The 20,996-nt window shown below is 42.1% G+C and carries 19 protein-coding genes and 3 tRNA genes; 9 read left to right on the forward strand and 13 right to left on the reverse strand.

All coding sequences use genetic code 11. The features are described 5' to 3' along the window. Window positions 1–87 precede the first annotated feature (87 nt). On the forward strand, window positions 88–867 hold the full coding sequence (locus AC19MV_RS02830) for a class II glutamine amidotransferase (RefSeq protein WP_498305693.1): 780 nt from the start codon (window positions 88–90) through the stop codon (window positions 865–867). Here the strand turns inward: AC19MV_RS02830 and AC19MV_RS02835 are convergent. From AC19MV_RS02835 to trhA, 3 genes are all read right to left on the reverse strand, one after another. After that, window positions 853–1,857, reverse strand: coding sequence for a DUF3108 domain-containing protein (locus tag AC19MV_RS02835; RefSeq protein WP_498305695.1), 1,005 nt, complete (start codon window positions 1,855–1,857; stop codon window positions 853–855). The genes AC19MV_RS02830 and AC19MV_RS02835 overlap by 15 nt on opposite strands. Window positions 1,858–1,899: 42 nt before the next feature. Further along, window positions 1,900–2,244 carry an MGMT family protein gene (locus AC19MV_RS02840; protein WP_498305697.1) on the reverse strand — a complete coding sequence of 115 codons (345 nt, stop codon included), beginning with the start codon at window positions 2,242–2,244 and terminating at the stop codon, window positions 1,900–1,902. A 235-nt stretch (window positions 2,245–2,479) separates the two neighbouring features. After that, window positions 2,480–3,163 (reverse strand): PAQR family membrane homeostasis protein TrhA, encoded by a 684-nt coding sequence (gene trhA, locus AC19MV_RS02845; protein WP_432403192.1) that lies wholly within the window; start codon window positions 3,161–3,163, stop codon window positions 2,480–2,482. 353 nt (window positions 3,164–3,516) lie between these two features. On the opposite strand from trhA, the gene AC19MV_RS02850 reads away from it, so the two are divergent. Then, on the forward strand, window positions 3,517–4,071 hold the full coding sequence (locus AC19MV_RS02850) for a hypothetical protein (protein WP_498305699.1): 555 nt from the start codon (window positions 3,517–3,519) through the stop codon (window positions 4,069–4,071). 185 nt (window positions 4,072–4,256) lie between these two features. On the opposite strand, the gene rrtA is transcribed toward AC19MV_RS02850, so the two are convergent. Beyond that, the gene (gene rrtA, locus AC19MV_RS02855) at window positions 4,257–4,817 is read right to left on the reverse strand and encodes a rhombosortase (RefSeq protein ID WP_432403240.1); all 561 of its coding nucleotides are present in this window, start codon (window positions 4,815–4,817) and stop codon (window positions 4,257–4,259) included. Window positions 4,818–5,040: 223 nt separating this feature from the next. Next, window positions 5,041–5,748, reverse strand: coding sequence for a 7-cyano-7-deazaguanine synthase QueC (gene queC, locus AC19MV_RS02860; protein WP_432403196.1), 708 nt, complete (start codon window positions 5,746–5,748; stop codon window positions 5,041–5,043). Between the two features lie 203 nt (window positions 5,749–5,951). Between queC and queE the strand changes: the two genes are divergently transcribed. Next, entirely contained in the window at window positions 5,952–6,620 is a 669-nt protein-coding gene (gene queE / locus AC19MV_RS02865) for a 7-carboxy-7-deazaguanine synthase QueE (RefSeq protein ID WP_498305700.1), read from the forward strand. Window positions 6,621–6,721: 101 nt separating this feature from the next. Here queE and AC19MV_RS02870 read toward each other — a convergent pair whose 3' ends face one another. From AC19MV_RS02870 to AC19MV_RS02885, 4 genes are all read right to left on the reverse strand, one after another. Continuing rightward, window positions 6,722–7,783, reverse strand: a complete 1,062-nt coding sequence (locus AC19MV_RS02870; RefSeq protein WP_498305701.1) for a PLP-dependent cysteine synthase family protein — start codon at window positions 7,781–7,783, stop codon at window positions 6,722–6,724. A 215-nt stretch (window positions 7,784–7,998) separates the two neighbouring features. Continuing rightward, a tRNA-Tyr gene (locus AC19MV_RS02875) sits at window positions 7,999–8,083 on the reverse strand. Window positions 8,084–8,111: 28 nt separating this feature from the next. Then, window positions 8,112–8,196 (reverse strand) — tRNA-Tyr (locus AC19MV_RS02880). 97 nt (window positions 8,197–8,293) lie between these two features. Further along, window positions 8,294–8,378: transfer RNA gene (locus tag AC19MV_RS02885), tRNA-Tyr, on the reverse strand. 125 nt (window positions 8,379–8,503) lie between these two features. Between AC19MV_RS02885 and AC19MV_RS02890 the strand changes: the two genes are divergently transcribed. The 3 genes from AC19MV_RS02890 to AC19MV_RS02900 all read left to right on the forward strand — a co-directional run bounded on the left by AC19MV_RS02890 (window position 8,504) and on the right by AC19MV_RS02900 (window position 12,007). Continuing rightward, window positions 8,504–8,998 carry a VC2046/SO_2500 family protein gene (locus tag AC19MV_RS02890; protein ID WP_498305702.1) on the forward strand — a complete coding sequence of 165 codons (495 nt, stop codon included), beginning with the start codon at window positions 8,504–8,506 and terminating at the stop codon, window positions 8,996–8,998. 139 nt (window positions 8,999–9,137) lie between these two features. Continuing rightward, window positions 9,138–9,428, forward strand: coding sequence for a DUF406 family protein (locus tag AC19MV_RS02895; RefSeq protein ID WP_498305703.1), 291 nt, complete (start codon window positions 9,138–9,140; stop codon window positions 9,426–9,428). Between the two features lie 341 nt (window positions 9,429–9,769). Further along, complete coding sequence (locus tag AC19MV_RS02900; protein WP_498305704.1) at window positions 9,770–12,007, forward strand: sensor domain-containing phosphodiesterase; 2,238 nt, start codon at window positions 9,770–9,772, stop codon at window positions 12,005–12,007. Window positions 12,008–12,009: 2 nt separating this feature from the next. Here the strand turns inward: AC19MV_RS02900 and AC19MV_RS02905 are convergent, their stop codons facing one another. Continuing rightward, the gene (locus tag AC19MV_RS02905) at window positions 12,010–12,492 is read right to left on the reverse strand and encodes a YchJ family protein (RefSeq protein ID WP_432403210.1); all 483 of its coding nucleotides are present in this window, start codon (window positions 12,490–12,492) and stop codon (window positions 12,010–12,012) included. Then, entirely contained in the window at window positions 12,492–13,094 is a 603-nt protein-coding gene (locus AC19MV_RS02910; protein ID WP_432403212.1) for a YybH family protein, read from the reverse strand. Before AC19MV_RS02910 ends, AC19MV_RS02905 begins: the two co-directional genes overlap by 1 nt. 133 nt (window positions 13,095–13,227) lie before the next feature. Between AC19MV_RS02910 and smrA the strand changes: the two genes are divergently transcribed. Further along, complete coding sequence (gene smrA, locus AC19MV_RS02915) at window positions 13,228–13,830, forward strand: DNA endonuclease SmrA (RefSeq protein ID WP_498305705.1); 603 nt, start codon at window positions 13,228–13,230, stop codon at window positions 13,828–13,830. 91 nt (window positions 13,831–13,921) lie between these two features. Here smrA and AC19MV_RS02920 read toward each other — a convergent pair whose 3' ends face one another. Then, a complete protein-coding gene (locus AC19MV_RS02920; RefSeq protein WP_498305706.1) occupies window positions 13,922–15,772 on the reverse strand; it encodes a M2 family metallopeptidase in 1,851 nt (616 codons plus the stop codon). Between the two features lie 195 nt (window positions 15,773–15,967). On the opposite strand from AC19MV_RS02920, the gene psrA reads away from it, so the two are divergent. Then, window positions 15,968–16,609 carry a TetR family transcriptional repressor PsrA gene (gene psrA, locus AC19MV_RS02925; RefSeq protein ID WP_160052423.1) on the forward strand — a complete coding sequence of 214 codons (642 nt, stop codon included), beginning with the start codon at window positions 15,968–15,970 and terminating at the stop codon, window positions 16,607–16,609. Between the two features lie 11 nt (window positions 16,610–16,620). Next, a complete protein-coding gene (locus AC19MV_RS02930) occupies window positions 16,621–18,897 on the forward strand; it encodes an acyl-CoA dehydrogenase (protein WP_432403219.1) in 2,277 nt (758 codons plus the stop codon). A gap of 572 nt (window positions 18,898–19,469) precedes the next feature. Here AC19MV_RS02930 and pyk read toward each other — a convergent pair. Continuing rightward, a complete protein-coding gene (pyk, locus tag AC19MV_RS02935) occupies window positions 19,470–20,909 on the reverse strand; it encodes a pyruvate kinase (RefSeq protein WP_432403221.1) in 1,440 nt (479 codons plus the stop codon). Window positions 20,910–20,996: the final 87 nt, after the last annotated feature.

Raw genomic sequence — 20,996 nt, forward strand, 5'->3', positions numbered from 1 at the left:
CACTCATTAAGCATAGTAGATACAATACGTTCGACTAATGAAAATGGGTCAAAACCGCTCAATTTTACAACCATAAAGGCAAGATTAATGTGCGAATTACTGGCGATGAGTGCCAATGTACCAACGGATATTGTGTTCAGTTTTACTGGTTTAGCTGAGCGTGGCGGTGTCACGGGTCCGCATGTTGATGGTTGGGGCATTACGTTTTATGAAGGCAAAGGTAATCGTACGTTTAAGGATGCTTGCCCTAGCAGTAAATCTTATATTGCCGATTTAATTAAATCTTATCCGATTAAGAGTGAAATTGTGGTGAGCCACATTCGACAAGCCAATCGAGGTTGCGTGTCTTTGGTCAATACCCACCCATTTACCCGAGAGTTATGGGGCCGTTATTGGACCTATGCCCATAATGGCCAATTAACGGGTTATGAGAAAAAATTTGCCGGTGTATCTCGGTTTCAACCTGTGGGTGATACCGACAGTGAATTGGCATTTTGTTGGATTTTAGAATCGGTTGTAAACCAGTTTGGAGAGCAAGAGCCGCACAATATGCAGCCGGTGTTCGATTATATTGCTCAGCTAGCAGACGAAATTCGTGTGCTTGGTGTGTTTAATATGTTGCTCAGTAACGGCATAGATTTAATGGCGTATTGTACCAATAATTTGTGCCATATCACCCGACGCGCTCCGTTTGGTCAAGCCACGCTCATTGATACCGATGTGGTGATAGATTTTAGTCAGGAAACCACGCCAAACGACGTGGTGACTGTGATTGCGACTCGGCCGCTAACCAACAATGAAAATTGGGTAGTGTTAACCCCTGGTGAATGGAAGCTATTCCGCAAAGGCGAATTAGTCTTCAGCTAGTTGCTTAATCTCATCCAATTCAGACTCACTGATTTCAGCATCATTTTCAGTTTCTGCTGCAAGAGCATCTAATGCTGGAGCGTGCTCAGTTGCAGGACCATCGATAACGATTGGGGTCATAGGTGGCAGTGGTTTTTCAAAATGGTAGCTGGCTAATTGAATGTCTAATTGCTTACTGCCTTTTGAAAAATGACTCAATCTTACCGGCAAATAAGCTAAATCGGGTGCCATCCAAAAATAGGTTTGGCGCTTTTTCGCTTTCTTTGCCTCGCGAACCACTTCTACTTTAACCGTTTCATAGGTGCCGCTGTTAAGTGTGAGGGTTTCTTTGCCTAACACTCTAAACTCGTAATCATCCACTTCTTTTTCTTTAACCATTTTATAATCTAACGGTCTAGTATTTGCGGCTAAGTCCATTCTAAATTGCAGTTGCACCATAAGAGGGTCGAACACTTTCTCTTGATAAGGTAACTTTAATGCTTCTTGCTTGTAGATGGTGTGAATAAACGCCTGGGCTTTGGCAAATGCCGTTTGCTCAGTGTAATCACTGCCGGTACCGGTGCGTTCATGGATGTATCGAAAGGGGACAAGTTTGCCATTTTCTAAGGTAAATTCACTTTTAAGGTGACGCTCATCAGACAGCATTAATAAGCTAACATCGCTGTTAAACTCGTAAACATAATAGCCACTGTCGGAGGCTGGGAGTCGATAGTTGGCTTCACCTAATTCGATACTGCCATAATACACAGTATATTTAGCGGTGTGAGCGGTTAAAGGCGACATAATTGCCGCTTGTTGATCCACACTCAAGGGGATGACTGGATTGAGTTGTTCAACTTTTTCGGCAATCGCTAACGTTTCTGAGGCATTAAGTTGGGTTGTCGACTCTGCATCAGTGACTGCTGGTGTTGACTGGACAGCCGCCTGTGCATACGCCACAGGACTGAGACAGAACATCATAGTGAATAAGCGAGTTAATTGGTTGATCAATGTATCAATACCTCAACAGTGAATAAAGTTAATAGCGTGAAATTAAAAAGGCAGTGTCATTACTAGCGTAGCAAGATCGGGTTTCCATTGATATTGAGACAACGAAATCTTACCCGCGTTCACTGTGATGCCTTCTAATCTCAGTATTTCTTGTTGTGTACGAAAAGGCTCAGTGTCTTTTGCAAATGAAATTTTACCTTGGCTGTTGATGACACGATGCCAGGGCAGTAATAGGTGTTCTGGTGCGAGTTTTAATGCTCTTGATACATATCGTGCTCGGCCAGGAAGCCCCGCTAAATCTGCTACTATCCCATAAGGTAACACAGAGCCTGGAGGGATAAGATTAACAATAAACCATATTCGCTCCATGGGCGTCAGTTTTGTCATGCGCTTCCAATTGAGTGGTTATTCGATGTGTATTAGCGATAGATAATAGAAAAACGGCGCTGAATGTACAACCGCAATTTATAATAAGTTAACAGGTTACAGGGCAAGGATTGCTGAGTGAATGCTGTCGATTAAAGCGCTGTGATTTAAAGCACCTGTGATTTAAAACGCTGGAATGTAATGTCCTTAAGTTAGGGGGCTTTTAGTTAAAGCACCTTAGTTAATGCGGCTTAAGTTAAAGCACTGTGAGATAAATACATAAGAAATGACTAAACGCGCCACCCAAGACAAACATGTGCCAGATGGCATGATTAAATGGAATACGTTTACCAACATAAAAGATGACCCCAAGACTGTAAAATAGCCCGCCGGCAAGTAATAAACCGATGCCAACATCACTCATTTGAGTTTTTAAATCGCCCATAACAGTCACACATAGCCAGCCCATGATTAAATATAACAACACACTAAAAACTTTAAAGCGGCCAATAAATAAGGTTTTAAAAATGATGCCACCCAGTGCAAGTGTCCAAATGGCAATGAGCACAGTAGTTGCTTGCGCACTTTGAAGACTTATTAGCATCATAGGAGTATAGGTGCCTGCGATTAACGTATAAATGGCGCAATGATCTGCCATTTTAAAACGTTTCCGCCAGACAACACTTTGGCTTGAGTGATATAAGGTTGAAGCTAAAAACAGCACGATGATGCTCATGCCATACACCACCACACCGCTCATCTGAACAAACGTGAGATCTGCCGATGCTTTTAATAGCATTAGCACTAAACCAATAATACCTGCTACTACGCCTAAAGCATGCGATATAGCGTTTGCCCGTTCTTCTTTGTGGCAATAATCAGAAATAGAAGTGGGTGTTGCAGATTGATTTGTTGTTAATGTATCAGTTAAAGAATTCATAATATCCTGTTTGTAAACCTGGATGGATTTTCAGCAAAGCTAGTCTAGCAGTCTGGATCTTAAATAGCTATATTTAAGAGTACACGTGTAAGCTTAAATTTCTGGGTTTATTTTTTTATGATTTTATTCAAACAATTAAAATAGTTAGGTTAAATATTATTTATCAAAAAAGCCAACTGACACGATAAATATAGTGCACTGAAAACCGTTAATCACGTTATACTTATTCAATATTTCTTGGCCAATCAGTCACGATGTCTGACATATACTTTTCCTCGCATCAGCGCCCAAATACAGAGCCCGGTAGTCGCGATATTGACCATCCAAAGATGCCATGCGCTAAAGGTGACACTATGAATACTGCAAAGCCTGAACAAGATGCAGAAAATGAACACATTGATTTTAATCTCGACGTTACGCCCTTTATTACACCTGAAAATGACGTTCAAGATGATACACAACTGCAACAGCACCAACAGCATGTTGCAGATGGTATCCAATTGCAGTTAACAGGGGCCATAGCAAGTAATACCAACAATAATCAGCCATTATTAGTTGATGATGAAATTGAGCAACACGGTAATCGTGTGCAAACAATATTCGCGCGATTAACGGGTAACAACAGTTGGGTTATTGTATTAATGGTTCATGGATTGGTGATTGCGCTAGCACTGATTTTCGGTAGGGCTGACATTAGTGGTTTAGCCGACATCCCACTTGAGCAAAAGGTCGAAAAACCGTTGCCACCTCTAAAAAGCTATTTAATCACTGAAACAGAATACAACAAGTTAGTTGAGCGTGCCCAGCAAGCTGAACACTTAAACACTGAGCAGCAAGATATTGGTGTACGAGACGAACCCACAGAAGAGCCAACCATGGGTGAGGTTCGTGATAAGCAATATCAGTAACGATGATGTCAATTATCGTTACCGATAGAGATGATGCTAATCGATTAGCATCATAGCCTTTGGATGATTGTTTTAAAAAGATAACTTTAAAAACATTACTTTAAAAAGATAACTTTAAAAGAGTGTTTCAAAAAGATTACTTTAAAAAATGCGCTCAATTAAATAACGCTGAACATCAATAACCCTTAAGACAACTTATTATATTTGAAGCGGTTTGCGACAAAAGACCAACATAACGCGCACAATAAACCACAAATAAGCCCGATAAGGTGTGACTCTGTCGCCACTCTGGCGCCGATTAACTCTGTCACGCTTTCTGTTGCGCCAAAGTATTGCTCGTATGCCACTTTAGCAATGACTCCAACCAACAACAAATATCCTGAGTTGTAGCCTTTGCGAATGTCCATCATTGCACCAAAGGCGAATAAGCCATGCAGCATGCCACTTAGGCCAACATAGGCTTTTAAGCTTGGGTAAAACAAATATAGCCCTATACCTTCAAGTAAACATAAACACACAAATAACAGCACCAGCTTTTCTGGGTGTCGTTTGTAGTGCACTTCATGTAAGAACACAATCACCCAAAAACCTGCCAAATTCATTAATAAATGCCACAAATTGGTATGCAGCAAATTTCCGCTGAACAAACGCCACACTTCACCTTGCGCGATATTGTCATAACGATAACTGAAATAGTTATCTACAGGGAAAAAGGCTGGGGTCGGGACGTCAGCCGCAAACAGCATGATACAGATGACGCTGATCACCACTAAAAAATGATAGGGTCCAACTGAATGTGATTGTTTGGCCAAAATTACCTCTAAACATTATCTGACGGACGAGTGTAAGCATCGGAGCATCGATAATAAATTATAGTCATAGAATGCGAGAAAGGGATATTGCAAATAATCCCTTTAAAGCAGCAATTGTTTTACAACACGTCGATAAATTTGTGTTCAATAAGAGGTGTTATGCCATCTTACTATTTAGCGAAGCCATCACAGAGTCTTGGTTTTGCAAGTAATCATCGAGTCCACGTTGGCGTAATAAGCAAGCAGGGCAGTCGCCACATCCTGTACCAACAATACCGTTATAACAAGTTAAGGTTTGTTGTTGCACTAAGGCTAATTGTTGATATTTATCTGCCAATGCCCAGGTTTCTGCTTTATTGAGCCACATTAACGGCGTAATAATCTTAAGCGGTTTATCCATTCCCAGTGCCAGAGACTGCTGCATCGATTGGATAAATTCATTGCGGCAATCTGGGTAGCCAGAAAAGTCGGTTTCACACACGCCGGTAATAATGGCATTGCAGCCTAACTGGTAAGCATAAATTCCAGCTAAGGTTAAAAACAAAATATTACGGCCTGGCACAAAGGTGTTTGGTAAGCCGTTATTCATTAACTCGTGAGATACAGGAATCGCATCACGGGTTAATGCCGATATGGCTAACTCGTTTAATAAGGTCGTATCCATGACTTTATGGCTGGCTAATTTCAGCTCAACAGCTAACGCCTTAGCCACGTCGATTTCCTGGCGATGACGTTGACCATAATCAAATGTAATGCCGTGTACTTCATCATACTGTGACAATGCTTGAATAAGGCATGTGGTCGAATCCTGGCCGCCGCTAAAAACAACTAAAGCTTTGGTGGTGTTAGGTGTGGTGTTTGACATGAATATACTCTTAACGCTCTGATCAATCGCAGTGGCTTTTTTGCCATAACGATTCAGATAAAATCAAAACCATATTTTACCTAAGGTCGGCATAAGTGCAAAGCAAGCAGCATAAATACTTGCAGCAGGCAGTAAAATCCTCTATAAATGCCGCCCTGTTGTCTGTCTGGTGGTATTGCTGGGCGTTTAAAGTAAGGTAAATCATGAAATATCCAGTTAACGAAGTATTTGAAACAATACAAGGTGAGGGCTCTTTTACAGGCGTCCCGGCACTGTTCGTTCGCTTACAGGGTTGTCCTGTTGGGTGTGCTTGGTGTGATACTAAGCAAACTTGGGATGTATTATCTGAAAACAAAGTCAGTGCAGACCAAGTGATTCAAGTGGATGGCACTATTGGCCGTTGGGCTGATCATACCGGTACCAGCTTAATTCAAGCTTTTAAAGACAAAGGTTTTACTGCAAAGCACATTGTATTGACCGGTGGCGAACCTTGTTTATACGATTTAACTGAAATGACTGACGATTTTATTGCCGCAGGCTTTCAAGTTCAAATAGAGACCAGTGGAACATTTGAGGTTAAGTGCCATGATGATGTGTGGGTGACCGTGTCTCCTAAAATCAACATGAAAGGCGGCTACAAAGTGCTTGAGCAAGCATTAGTGCGCGCCAATGAAATAAAACACCCAGTGGCCACTGAAAAACATGTAAATGAATTAGATGCACTGCTTAATGGCATTGACTTAACCGACAAAACCATCTGCTTACAGCCCATTAGCCAAAAAGAACGCGCTACGGCATTAGCCATGAAAGTGTGTATTGCTCGTAATTGGCGCTTATCTATTCAGACCCACAAATATCTAAATATTGATTAAGCTCGTATCATCAATTGATACTGCTTGTAAATTGATAAAGCAATGCCGCGGATAATCTGCGGCATTGTTGTATTTAACCTGAGCGGAGGTGACTTACGCTATTAAAGTAACAGCCCGCTGCCATCAAAATGTTGCAGCTTTTGTCGATAATGCTCAAAGCAGCCTATGTTGGCGTCAATCCATTGTGGGTTGTAATAGGTGTCTAAATAACGCTCTCCAGCATCACAAATCAAGGTCACAATAGAGCCTGTTTCCCCTGCCTGACGCATTTGAGTGGCTAATAATAATGCCCCATATAAATTGGTCCCTGTCGACGCGCCGGTTTTACGGCCAATCAATTGTTCTAGCCATAAAATAGTGGCAACAGATGCAGCGTCAGGTATTTGCAACATACTGTCGACAACGCCTGCAATAAATGAAGGTTCAACTCTTGGTCTGCCAATACCTTCTATTTTACTGTTTTTATCGCTGACAATACTGGCATCGCCACTGGTAAAGTAATCAAAAAACACCGAGTTTTCAGGATCGACAACACACAATTGTGTAGTTTGTTGTTGGTACCGTATATACCTGCCAATGGTGGCACTAGTGCCGCCAGTGCCGGGACTCATCACAATCCAGCTAGGGATTGGATGTGGCTCTTTTTCCATTTGATTGAAAATAGAGTCGGCAATATTGTTATTACCTCGCCAGTCAGTAGCCCGTTCAGCATAAGTAAATTGATCCAGATAATGGCCGTGCAGCTCACTGGCGAGCCGCTCTGACTCGGCATACATTTGGCTTCCATTATCAACAAAGTGGCACTGACCACCATAAAACTCAATTTGTTGTATTTTCTTTTTTGCAGTCGTTTTTGGCATCACCGCAATAAAAGGCAGGCCTAATAAGCGGGCAAAATAGGCTTCTGATACAGCAGTGCTGCCTGATGATGACTCAATAATCGGCGTGCCTTGTTTAATCCAACCATTACACAGCGCATATAAAAACAATGAACGGGCTAAACGATGCTTTAAACTGCCGGTTGGGTGAGTGCTCTCATCTTTTAAATAGATGTCTATGCCGGTTAATTGAGGTAAATCTAATTTGATTAAATGCGTATCAGCAGAACGTTGGTAATCTGCTTCAATTTTAGCGATGGCCTGATTGACCCAAGTAGTTGGCATACGGCAAGCTCTTTATTCCAAAAGGGAATAGATAATAACTAAAATAAAAAGTGAAAAGTAGGCTTTTTGCTAAATAGGATGTATTCGAAAAGGTGAGGCGTGTAATTGCTCAAGAAAGTAATGGCTGTTAAGTAAGGAGTACATTAAAAAGAGGTGTTAATTAGAAATCGAACAACAGAAACTGGATAAGAACAAACTAAAGGCAGGATGTAAAATGGTGGAGGGAGAAGGATTCGAACCTTCGAAGGCTGAGCCGTCAGATTTACAGTCTGATCCCTTTGGCCACTCGGGAACCCCTCCACTGCGAAAGAAGATAATAAAGAAAAGATGGTGGAGGGAGAAGGATTCGAACCTTCGAAGGCTGAGCCGTCAGATTTACAGTCTGATCCCTTTGGCCACTCGGGAACCCCTCCACACGATTTCTTTATAACTTACTTTCTTTTTACACTTTAACGCTTTTTGATTTAGCAATCGAAACCACTAAAACGGTACATCACACAACATCGCAAATGGTGGAGGGAGAAGGATTCGAACCTTCGAAGGCTGAGCCGTCAGATTTACAGTCTGATCCCTTTGGCCACTCGGGAACCCCTCCTCAATTGCGGCCGCCATAGTATTCACAAACCCATTGTATGTAAAGCCTAAAAATGAAAAAAAACTTAAAGTTTTGATTTATTTGGTCGATAAAATTACATCGAGTAGAAGTAGTGATGTTTTTATATGCAAATTGAGTCAACATTAGTCAATGAGTTACAAATAGGCAGCAGATTAAACGTGGCGGTTGAGCATAATCGTCGCGGAGAGTTTGGCTTACTATTGGCTATGTTATCGGCAGATGCTCGCGATATGGCGCAATTTCAGTTAGACATCGATCTCAACGTAGAACAAAAATTACGCAAACAATTCTCACTCCCACCGGCACAACGATTTGTTGATGATGTGTCAAGTGATGTTCATGTTACCGATAATGCGCCACTTTTTCAGCAAGGCGCTCGTCAATTTCAATTACAACAAGCCTTAACGCCTGAAGCACTGGTTATTCGTGGCGCACAATCTGACGCAATGGTCGAAGTGCTCAGTAATTGTGATGAACTCACAAAACGCAAAGCAATCAATGTTTACCAGCAACAAGATATTATTGAAGACATGCATTTTATTGATCAGCTCGCCACCCAGCGAAAAATAAGCCAAACCATGGCCCTTCAGTACGCTTAATAAAGTGGCCATTAAAAATGTGCGTGGCAAACACGTCACTATCATTGATTAATATGCTATTTGTGAGCTTGGCAAATAAATTAAGCTGTTCTTTGCGTTAGGATATTAAACACTAACAAGGTGTTTTAGAGGTAACGACATGATTAAGCAAATTAAACAGCAACAAGCCAGTAATGTGAATGACAGTTGTGCCGATTGTGGCAGTTTCGTTGATATTGGAGCGGTGGTCGAGGCAGAAGACACGTTATTGCAGTTAAGCTTTAGTGGTGAAGATGCATTAACAAAGGCAAACGCTCTTGAACAAATCGCTTTGCAACGATTTCCAGAGACCAGAGCTGAAATTAGACCCTTGGCCGACCAGTATGAATTGACATTGAACTTTGCTTTTAGTGTAGAAAAAATGATTTTTCAACTTGAAAACTCATTGTAGAAGATGAGTAAAATACAAATAGTGACATAATGCGTGACGTGTTTAGTCTTTATTATAGATTATTAAATCAATAGCTTAGTTGCTTTATGATACGTCACGTTTATCGTAGTTAGTGCCGACGAAATGATTGCTGTTAGCGGGTTAAAAGTGTAATCTTGCGGCATTAACAAAAGGTATAGTAGCAAAGGCTTTTTTACTGCTATTTTGTACCTTATAAAGCGGATATCGCTCCCAAGTTGTACTCTGATTAATGACTGGCGCTTCATAGCGTAACAATAAAATCATTTTTAAATGATATACACCAGCAGATTTGAGTAATGTAGCCAAGTTTCGGGATGTAAATGAATCGAAAAGAACAACAGCACTTATTGGAGTTAATTGTAAATTCCAGTGCTAAACAACAAGGTAATTTTTCAGAAACCTCTGAGATGGTTTGCCAACTCTTAAGAGAGGAGTTTGACGCATCCTTTGTATCTGTGTGGTTGCTAACCAATAGCATTGATGACTCTCATACCATTGACGCCACAAACTCGGACGGTTGTTTTATTTGTTCGCACAATTTAGTGGCCAGCAACATTGCTGATACCTTAAATCATAATGCGTCACTGCGCCAAACCTCAATAATTGAACCGCAATTTTTTACCGAGCTTCGTTTACACCGCTATATATTATCGAGTGACTCTCATCAAAAAAACCTCATTCAGCAGTTTGCAAACTATTATCAACACCACAACATTAGCACTAGCATTGATATTGCCATTCGCATTAATGGCCACATTGAAGGTGTATTATCCATTGAGCACTGCCAGTCTCATAAATGGCTAAAAGCTGATATTCAATTTGCCGTGCAATGTGCAGATCAATTAGCGCTCACGTTAGCGACGCGCTACACCTATGACAGTAACGAACAAATTTATTTACTGCGAAATGCGACAGAGCAGTCAGAACATGTGGTCATGCTGGTTAATACCGACAGTAAAATTGTTGAATACGTTAACGGTGCGCATGAAAAAATGACGGGCCTTGCCAGAGAGACGATTGAACACCAAAGTGCATTGCATCTTGATATTTTCCGCACTACTCCTGAACTGTTAGATGTCATTATAAAAAAACTTCATAATAAAGAGGTTGTTAAAGGTAATATAAAGCTTAATCGTACTGATGGGAGCGAGTATTGGCTCAATTATCACATTACGCCTTTTGTGACCGAACTGGGTAAACATTATGCGCTGGTTTCAAGTTATGACAATTCAAGTGAATACCTGCATAAAGCGGAATTAGAACACCTTGCCTGGCATTGCAGTTTGACCGGATTGCATAATCGTAGCTATTTTACACAGCAACTTGATCGCGCAATTGATGGCACTCTTATTCTTATCGATTTAATGGGCTTTAAGCGTTTTAATGATACTCATGGCCATGAACAAGGCGATGCATTATTGATTGAAGTTGCCCGTCGGTTAAAGCATTTTTCATTATCAGCAAATGCCATTGATGTTGCCCGAGTCGGCAGCGATGAATATGCTATTTTATTACCTGCCCATTCTGGCAATGCAGGCGATTCGATTGCCGAGCAAGAGCAAATGGTGAAACGACTGTATTTAAGTTTAGTTGCTCCAGCAGTGATTTCACGTGAGAAAGTCAGCCCTAAACCGGCCATTGCGGTTGTTGATATCAAGTCTGTGGCAGGCATGTTTTCACCGTTATCTTGTGCCGATATTACCTTGCAATATGCAAAGAGTAAGTTGGAAATGCACTATCAGTTTTTTAATGCTGATTTGTTAGATGAATTTACCAGTAATGCTGAAATCGAGCGGGATTTACAGCACGCGATTAAAGGCCGTGAGTTTGAGCTCTATTACCAACCATTAATGGATTTACAAACCAATCAATATATTGGTGCTGAAGCGTTAATTCGTTGGCATCACCCTAAAAAAGGCGTGCTGTACCCAGGCGCGTTCATCGATATTGCCGAGCAAAGCGGAATGATAAATCCTATCGGTGAGTGGGTATTAGAAACGGCCTGTAAACAGCTTAACTTATGGCAACATAAAAACGTCGATATTGCGATGCACGTTAACGTAGCTGCAAGACAATTTTTTAGCGGTAATTTGTACGAGCAAGTGTGGCGACTTGTGACGCGCTATCGCATCAAACCAAAAACATTAATTTTAGAGATCACTGAAACTGAGTTAATGGGTGATGTTCGTTATGCAATTAACTTATGCCATGAACTAGCGGAATTAGGTGTAGGCTTGGCGATTGATGATTTTGGTACGGGTTACAGTTCCATGAAGTATTTGAAACAGTTCCCTATATCGAAACTTAAAATTGATCGCTCATTTATTATGGATATTTCATCGAGCCGAGAAAGCCGTGAAATTGTCAGTGCGATTATTGCAATGGCGAAAGCATTGAATATCTCATTGACTGCCGAAGGCGTTGAAACAAAAGAGCAAGAAGAGTTTTTATCCCTAAGTGCCTGTCATCATGCCCAGGGATACTTGTACAGCCCAGCGATAAGGGTGAACGAGTTTGCGGAGTTTATCGATAAACACAGCACTTGGGTGCCTGTATAATATTAATGAGTTAGCTTAGCGCAACACTGTTTAAATTTACGGCCACTGTGGCAAATACAGGGCTCATTTCTTTCAGGGGCGCGCGTAGTCATTTGTTTTCCTTCTGTGTAAAGCCATTGCCCCTCACATAACACAAACGATGAGTTTTCGTAAATGGCATCGATGTGCTTATCTTCTATATACCATGCTTTAAATGTCACTTCTCCAATACGGTCTAGCTGTTTTGTTGCCAGTACTTGTAATCCTAACCAGTGAGTATTGCTTTGGGCTAACTGATCTACCGTTAACCCTTGGCGATAATCTGGGTGATGTGTCGAGATTAAATAATCAAACTGACCGACAACAAAAGCACAATAACGTGAACGCATAAGTTGTTGTGGTGACTGGGCCACTTTTTCAGCCGAATGAAAGGGTAAACAACATTGTTGATACGAGGTTTGGCTGCCGCAAGGGCATAAATCTGTTGCGGTGATATTGATTGCCATTATGGTGTGGTACTCGGCTCTGTAGGAGTAGAGGTGATAAATTGACGGCCATAATACAAATTAGGCACAGGCTTCGCATCATAATAAAGTTTTGCAGTAGCATGGGTATTTGAGTCAACACTGATCAACCATTTCCCGCTACTGTCTTTCGCTGAAACCGTAACAAATTTACCCGCAAACTCACTTACTGGTTCACCCGAGTCAGCACCAGGATGAAAGCGCACTAAATAATAACCTATATCGGTTGCGCTATTTTTGTCACTGTGACGTACAAGTACCCTGAAGTCGACTTCTAATGAAGCTTGTTTGCGCTTTATTTTATCAAAAAATCGCGTGTACAAATTGAGGATATTTTGTTTACCCAGAATTATCCCTTTGTCTTGGGTTTCAGAAACGTAGGCTGCATCTTCAGTATAAATTTTCTCTATGCTGTTGAGGTCTAAATGTTCAAATGCATGCACTAATTGGCTAAAGTTAGCATTGAGTGCTTTGTGAGGAATAGGCTCTGCTGCAGCCGCGTTAAGCGTAGAAATACACAAACACATCGTAAGGATAAAATAAGCTAAGACTGATGTGTTAAAACGTAACAATATTTTTTTCAATGCATATTCTCTTTTTGATATTCTTTTATAAGAGGAAACGAAACCCATCACGCGATACCGTAAGCACAACTATAAATTATTCAATGATTTTGCCAAAGCGCATAATCTTTACAAAGTATGTAGGAGGTTAACCATGTCTTTTAATGATGATGATTTATTTTTACAAGAAATGGCCGACGTTACCCCCTTAAAACCTGAGCGCCAAAGCATTGCGGCGCAAACATGGCTTAATCCATTAAGTGTAACAGATGCTCAACTTGCAAAGCGAGCGGCAGCACAACAACATGAATTGTTACAGTTATTACCGACCGACCCACATTTAATACAGCCACTGCAACCCGATGACATGGTCAGTTATAAAATTGACGGCATTCAAGACGAAGTGTTTAAACAATTAAGGTTGGGAAAATATCCGATTAAAACAGTGTTAGATCTTCATGAATATCGGCTAAACCAAGCGCGCGACAGTATAATTAATTGTTTGTTGAGTGCCTATGAGCGTGGTGAGCGCAATGTGTTGATCATTCATGGTAAGGGTTATAAAAGTAGACCCTATCCGGCGTTAATGAAATCAGCGGTGTGTCACTGGTTACAGCAAATAGAACCCGTTACCGCTTATCATTCAGCGACACGTAATCAAGGCGGGGTAGGTGCGGTATTTGTGATGCTAAAAAAATCACAGCAAAAGAAGATTGAAAATAGCGAGTTAAACCGAAAAGGTAGCGGCTTTAGATAAAAAAGTGGCGCTTTTCAGCGCCACTTTTTTGATTTATCTCAGCATCACACTCAAGTATGGGCCGAGTGATTAATCAAGGTTTATCTGAGTATTACCAGCCACATTGACGGTTAGCTTCAGTGTTTTTCTCATCAAGCCACACTTGTAATGGCGCAAAGTAATCTAATACTGCTTTTGCGTCCATTTGCTTCGTGCCGGTGACCACATTAAGGGCTTCAGGCCAGGGTTGGCTTGCACCCATTTCAAGCATCTCATTCAATTTAGCTCCGGCCGCTTCGTTACCATAAATACTGCAACGATGAACGGGACCCGTATCGCCAGCAATATCACACAAAGCTTTGTGGAATTGGAACTGCAATACGTGGGCTAAAAAGTAACGCGTGTACGGAACGTTACCCGGTACATGATATTTAGCGCCTGGGTCAAAATCGGCTTCACTGCGTGCAATAGGGGCTTTAACGCCCTGGTATTTTTCACGTAAATCCCACCAGGCCTGGTTGTACTGCTCTGGCTTAATCGTGCCGTTAAATACCTGCCAACGCCATTGATCAATCATCAAGCCAAATGGCATAAATGCAATTTTATCTAAGGCTTGTTTTAATAGTAAGCCAATGTCTTTTGAGGCATCAGGCACTGTGTCTAATAAGCCAATTTTTTGTAAATACTTAGGGGTAATCGACAACGCAATCGTATCGCCAATGGCTTCGTGAAAACCATCGTTAGCAGAGTTTTTAAAGATAAACGGCTGGTTTTTATAAGCACGTTGATAAAAATTATGACCTAACTCATGGTGGATTACGGTAAAGTCTTCGGCATTTTTCTGAATGCACATTTTGATGCGAATGTCGTCCAGATTGTCCAAATCCCAGGCCGATGCATGGCACACTACGTCACGATCTTGTGGCTGGACAAACATCGAACGTGTCCAGAAGCTGTCTGGCAACGCGCCAAACCCTAAAGAGGTAAAGAAGCCTTCGGCTTGCTTAACCATTTTGATTTCATCATAACCATTCTTGGCCAATAGCTCTGTCACGTTATAACCTGGGTCAGCATCTTCTGGTGCGACACTGTTATAAATGGTGCCCCATTGTTGTGCCCACATATTACCGAGTAAATGTGCTGGAATAGGGCCGGTTTTAGGGGCAACTTCATCACCGTATTGTTCGTTTAACTCGCCACGGACATAACAGTGCAATGAGTCATATAGCGGTTTGATTTGGGTCCATAAGCGGTCTAACTCGGCTGAAAAAGCATCGGGCTCCATGTCGTACTGGCTGCGCCACAATTCGGATAAATCCGCATAGCCAAGATCTTTTGCGCCTTCATTGGCGAGTTCGACTTCACGCTCAAATAACGGGCGCATTGGCTTAGCGATCTCGCGCCAGCCTTGCCACGCTTCAAGAAGCACGGCAGGGTCTTTTGACTCAGCCATAAGATTAGACAGCTCAGGCTGAGTTAAGCAGCGACCATCAGCAAAGCAATATTTACCTTTGCCATACATGCCATTAAGTTCAGACACAATACTGGCCAGCTCAGCGTTTTTGGCCGGATCTAACGGCGCGGGTAGCACTAGGCTACTGCGCAGGCTGTTCAGTTTTCTGGCATTAACCGCATCGAGTTCAACATGCGCATACTTGGCTGCTTCGGTGGCATAACGTACCGACGTTGAAGTGACTTTTTCACCCATGGCAGCAGATAATGCTGCGGTGTCATCAGTAATAAAATTAGAGTAAATCCATTCAGCACGATTGGCTTCAATGTTGAGTTGAGCTAAATCGGCTTCGGCTTGATTGATAAATTCAATCGCTGCAGCGCTATCAATTTGTTGTACTTTAGCTGCCGGTGCGCTAACAGTTGCTTGAGTGTCATTACAGGCACTAAGGCCTAACGCGAGTGACACAATAAGTGCAATTTGAGACGGTTGTTTTAAAGGGAAGTTCATTTTATTGGCATCCTTGTTTTTCTTATCGACGTCAGTGTACCGAAAAACAGCAAACTTTGCATGAAAGTTAATAATCTGGTGCAGTTGTTAAGGTTTTTGTTGTCCGGTTTTATCTATAAAGCAAATAATTTCAATTGACATCTGTGCGCTCAATGATTAATTTAAACGGGTGTTTAAATTAAATTGGGTCATGGAATGGCAAGCCGTACTGATACAAAAACAAGAATACTTGATGCTGCTGAAAAGTTGTTTGCTGAGAGGGGTTTTTCTGAAACTTCGTTACGACTGATCACCAGTAAAGCCGAAGTCAATTTGGCGTCGGTCAATTACCATTTTGGTTCTAAAAAAGAATTAATCCGTGCAGTATTAGCACGATACCTTGACGTGTTTATGCCAAGTGCAGCCATTGAGATAAATCGTTTACATCATGCGCCTGAACACGCTTCACTAAACGAGATTTTTTCTGCTTTAATTAAACCGTTACTAGAATTAAATAAAGTGCGTAACGGCGGAACAATTATTTTTCTGCAGTTGCTCGGTCGTGGCTACATAGAAAGCCAAGGTCATTTACGCTGGTTTATCACCACACATTATGGTGAGCACTTAGCTACATTTGTTAAAGCTGTTGCGGCAAGTGCGCCGCACATTCCGCCAGCAGAAATGTTTTGGCGTTTACATTTTACCTTGGGAACCATTGTGTTCACCATGGCATCAGCAGATGCATTAAATGAAATTGCCGCAGCCGATTATGGTGAACATAACAACACTGAAGCAATTATTCGTAAAGTCATTCCCTACATGGCAGCCGGTGTGGCTGTCCCTGTGTTAACAAACTAAGAAGGTATAAAATGAGTATCGTCATATTGCTACTTATCGCGATCATTGTCCTCTTTGGCGTACGTAATATCCGCATGCAGTTTATTACGCGTCCGGTATTTTCGTTCTTCAAAAAAGTGTTGCCACCTTTGTCGAGCACCGAGAAAGAAGCTATGGAAGCGGGCGACGTGTGGTGGGAAGGTGAATTATTCCGCGGTAAACCAAACTGGAATATGTTGCACAGTTACGGTAAGCCAACGTTAACGGCAGAAGAACAAGATTTTATCGATAATCAAGTTCAAACCGCCCTCACCATGATTGACGATTTTGATATCGTCCATAATCGTAAAGATTTGCCACCAGAATTGTGGCAATACTTTAAAGACGAAGGCTTCTTTGCATTAATTATCCCGAAGAAATACGGCGGGCGCGAGTTTTCTGCTTATGCTAACTCAACTATTGTGGCCAAAATTGCTACACGCAGTGTGAGTGCCGCAGTAACGGTAATGGTACCTAACTCGTTAGGCCCTGGTGAGTTATTGACGCATTATGGTACTCAAGAGCAAAAAGATCATTGGTTACCGTCTCTTGCTGTCGGTAAAGACATTCCTTGTTTTGCGTTAACCGGTCCAGAAGCGGGCAGTGATGCTGGCGCAATCCCTGATGTGGGCATTGTGTGTCGTCGTGAATTTGAAGGCGAAGAAACGTTAGGTTTAAGCCTTACGTGGAACAAGCGTTACATTACCCTGGCACCCGTTGCAACAGTATTGGGTTTAGCGTTCCAAATGCGTGACCCTGATGGTTTATTGGGCGATGTTAAAAATCTAGGTATTACCTGTGCCTTGATCCCAACAGATCATAAAGGCGTAGAAATTGGCCGTCGTCATAATCCATTAATGATGGCATTTATGAACGGTACCACGAGCGGCGAAGATGTCTTTATCCCGTTAGATTGGATTATTGGTGGCCCTCAATATGCTGGTAAAGGCTGGCGTATGCTGGTTGAATGTTTGTCTGCTGGGCGCGGTATTTCATTACCTGCACTTGCAACAGCATCTGGCCACGTGGCCACTAAAACGACCACAGCTTACAGTTATGTTCGTCAACAGTTTGGTATGCCAATTGGTAATTTTGAAGGCGTACAAGAAGCGATGGCACGTATTATTGCCAATACCTATCAACTTGAAGCAGCACGTCGTTTAACGACCCAAGGTATCGACTTAAAAGTAAAACCGTCAGTCGTCACCGCTATTGCTAAGTATCACATGACTGAACTGGGTCGTGATGTGCTTGAAGATGCAATGGACATTCAATCTGGTAAAGGCATTCAATTAGGCCCTAAAAACTATTTAGGCCATGCATTTATGGCTAATCCAATCTCAATTACCGTTGAAGGTGCAAATATTCTAACGCGTTCATTGATGATTTTTGGTCAAGGTGCAACCCGTTGTCATCCGTATGTGTTGGCTGAAATGGAAGCCGCGGGGATGGAAGATGAAACATCGGCACTCGATCGTTTCGATTCATTACTACTTGGCCACATGGGTTATGCCATCGGTAACGCATTACGCTCTTTGGGTAGCGCGTTAACCGGCAGTCGTTTTGCCAGTGCGCCAGTAAGCGGACCCACTCAACAATATTACCGCGACATGACACGTATTTCGTCATCACTTGCGATTATGACTGATCTATCAATGTTGATCATGGGCGGCGACCTTAAGCGTAAAGAAATGATTTCTGCACGTATGGGCGACGTATTGAGTCAACTATATTTAGCCTCAGCCACGTTGAAGTTATTTGAAGACAATGGCCGTCAACAAGATGATTTGCCTGCTGTGCATTACGCTATGACTGAGCGTTTACACTTAGCGGCTAAAGCACTTGATGATGCGATACGTAATTTCCCAAGTAAAATTGCGGCAGTACTATTACGAGTGTTGATTTTCCCACTGGGTAATCACTTTAACGCACCAAGCGACAAAGTTGCGGTTGAGGTGTGTAAAGGGATGCTTAAGCCAGGACCTGCACGTGACCGTATTACCTTCCTGTGTGGTGAGTTCGACGGTGACACCAGCGGTATTGCTGAAGTGGAAAATGCATTCCTAGCCAAATATGCAGCGAAAGATTTGTACAAGAAGCTTAAAAAAGCACAACGCAGTGGTCACTTAAAGCCTAAGTTACCGATGCTTGAGCTGTTTGATGTGGCGCTTGATAAAGACATCATTACAGAAGCTGAACACAAACAACTTGTAGAAGCCGATGTACTGCGTTTAGCCGCAATCAATGTTAATGATTTCGACAAGTTATAATTGCTTTGAGATATAACATGATTTAACACTAAAGCCCTGACTCAGTTAGGGCTTTTTTATACCCTGAGTTTAGGGAGGATACCAATCACGGCATCTCATCACGGTGGGTGAGGCGAGTGCGATATCTTATACCAATTCAACTAATCATCTGGTCATTCAGCGGGAGTTCTGTGTCTTCTAGGCAAGTAATAGGATTGAAGACATAGTTGCTCTCGGCAACTGCTACTGCGTTGCTCTACCTCCTGCATCCATGCAGTCGTACCTCAAAATGCTATTAAGCAGCATAGAAGGCACAGAAACCCGCCTTGCAGGAGACTCTCAGACCGTTCATTTCTTTGTTGCATTCCCTTAGAAGGGAACAACCATTATTTCAACAATGCGCCTCAAACTGAACAATCTGAGTGACTCTGATTAGTCACATAATTAATGGAAATGGTATTACTTTAGTGGTCACTTATTAATGCGGATGGGTATTCATTCTGGCAATAAAAAAGCCAACCGCGAGGTTGGCTTTAACATTATTGACTCATCAGCAGGTGGCTTAGCACGCTGCGAGGGTCATATTGAGCGAGTTATGCAACAATCAACACTTTACAAGTGTTAGTGCCACCGATGGTTTCCATCGCATCGCCTTTGGTCATCAGTACCATGTCACCACTTGATAAGTAACCAGCCTTAACCATGCAGTTCAATGCTTCTTTCGCTAATTCGTCAGCAGGGAAAGCCGTTGAGTCAAACTCAATTGGCTGAACACCACGATACATCGCCATGCTGGCTAATGTTTTCTGATGACGTGATAAAGCAAAAATCGGTAAGCCAGAACTGATACGTGACATTAATTTTGCCGTTGCGCCAGATTCTGTTAACGAAATAATCGCTTTCACGCCAGCTAGGTGGTTAGCGGCATACATGGTCGATAATGCGATGGTTTCTTCAACTGATGAGAAACTTTGATCCATACGGTGCTTAGACACTTTCACGCTTGGGTGTGATTCTGCACCTAAACAAACGTTAGCCATTGCCATTACGGTTTCTTCTGGGAAGTCACCCGCAGCAGTTTCAGCTGATAGCATAACAGCGTCAGTACCATCTAATACCGCGTTAGCCACGTCCATCACTTCTGCACGGGTTGGCATTGGGCTAGTGATCATTGATTCCATCATCTGCGTTGCAGTAATAACGGCTTTGTTTAACTGGCGCGAACGTTGAATTAAACGCTTTTGCACTGCAACTAACGCAGCATCGCCAATTTCAACACCCAAATCACCACGGGCAACCATCACCACGTCAGATGCTCTGATCACATCATCCATCGCTTCATCAGTTTCTACGGCTTCAGCACGTTCAACTTTAGCAACGATTAATGCATAACTGCCTGCTTCTACAGCAAGTTTACGTGCAAGGTCTAAATCAGCACCAGTACGTGGGAACGATACAGCTAAGTAGTCAACATCAATCATCGCAGCCGTTTTAATGTCTGCCATGTCTTTTTCTGTCAACGCAGGAGCGGTTAAGCCGCCGCCTTTTTTGTTGATGCCTTTATTATTCGACAAAGGACCGGCAACGGTTACAGTGGTAAAGACTTTACGGCCTTCAACACTGTCAACGCGTAATTGCACGCGGCCATCATCAAGCATCAATATATCACCAATCACAACATCATCTGGAAGTTGCTTGTAATCAATACCCACTTGTTTATCGTCGCCTTCACCTTTGCCTAAATCAGCATCAAGGATAAATTTATCGCCCAAGTTAAGTTTAATTTTTTGGTTGTCTTTAAACGTAGATATGCGGATTTTTGGGCCCTGTAGATCGCCAAGAATAGCAACATGTTTGCCTAATTCTTTAGCAATTCTACGTGTATCTGTAGCACGTTTTAAATGATCTTCTGGTGAACCGTGTGAAAAGTTAAGTCTAACCACGTTAGCACCGGCTGCGATAATTTTACGTAAATTGTCATCGCGGTCAGTTGCGGGTCCAAGTGTAGTAACGATTTTTGTTCTGCGGAACATGAGATACTCCGTTAATGATAAGTAAGATTTTGAGTTAAATAGAATTCGGTTATTTAAAGTACACAAGCTATCTTAGTACTCAAATGA

The organism is Shewanella sp. MF05913, from assembly GCF_059758095.1.

Bases quoted from the DNA above. Each gene is read 5' to 3' on its own strand.
- AC19MV_RS02830 (WP_498305693.1), top strand. From the start codon at position 88: ATGTGCGAATTACTGGCGATGAGTGCCAATGTACCAACGGATATTGTG.
- AC19MV_RS02840 (WP_498305697.1), bottom strand. From the start codon at position 2,244: ATGACAAAACTGACGCCCATGGAGCGAATATGGTTTATTGTTAATCTT.
- trhA (WP_432403192.1), bottom strand. From the start codon at position 3,163: ATGAATTCTTTAACTGATACATTAACAACAAATCAATCTGCAACACCC.
- AC19MV_RS02850 (WP_498305699.1), top strand. From the start codon at position 3,517: ATGAATACTGCAAAGCCTGAACAAGATGCAGAAAATGAACACATTGAT.
- rrtA (WP_432403240.1), bottom strand. From the start codon at position 4,817: ATGCTGTTTGCGGCTGACGTCCCGACCCCAGCCTTTTTCCCTGTAGAT.
- queC (WP_432403196.1), bottom strand. From the start codon at position 5,748: ATGTCAAACACCACACCTAACACCACCAAAGCTTTAGTTGTTTTTAGC.
- queE (WP_498305700.1), top strand. From the start codon at position 5,952: ATGAAATATCCAGTTAACGAAGTATTTGAAACAATACAAGGTGAGGGC.
- AC19MV_RS02870 (WP_498305701.1), bottom strand. From the start codon at position 7,783: ATGCCAACTACTTGGGTCAATCAGGCCATCGCTAAAATTGAAGCAGAT.
- AC19MV_RS02890 (WP_498305702.1), top strand. From the start codon at position 8,504: ATGCAAATTGAGTCAACATTAGTCAATGAGTTACAAATAGGCAGCAGA.
- AC19MV_RS02895 (WP_498305703.1), top strand. From the start codon at position 9,138: ATGATTAAGCAAATTAAACAGCAACAAGCCAGTAATGTGAATGACAGT.
- AC19MV_RS02900 (WP_498305704.1), top strand. From the start codon at position 9,770: ATGAATCGAAAAGAACAACAGCACTTATTGGAGTTAATTGTAAATTCC.
- AC19MV_RS02905 (WP_432403210.1), bottom strand. From the start codon at position 12,492: ATGGCAATCAATATCACCGCAACAGATTTATGCCCTTGCGGCAGCCAA.
- smrA (WP_498305705.1), top strand. From the start codon at position 13,228: ATGTCTTTTAATGATGATGATTTATTTTTACAAGAAATGGCCGACGTT.
- AC19MV_RS02920 (WP_498305706.1), bottom strand. From the start codon at position 15,772: ATGAACTTCCCTTTAAAACAACCGTCTCAAATTGCACTTATTGTGTCA.
- psrA (WP_160052423.1), top strand. From the start codon at position 15,968: ATGGCAAGCCGTACTGATACAAAAACAAGAATACTTGATGCTGCTGAA.
- AC19MV_RS02930 (WP_432403219.1), top strand. From the start codon at position 16,621: ATGAGTATCGTCATATTGCTACTTATCGCGATCATTGTCCTCTTTGGC.
- pyk (WP_432403221.1), bottom strand. From the start codon at position 20,909: ATGTTCCGCAGAACAAAAATCGTTACTACACTTGGACCCGCAACTGAC.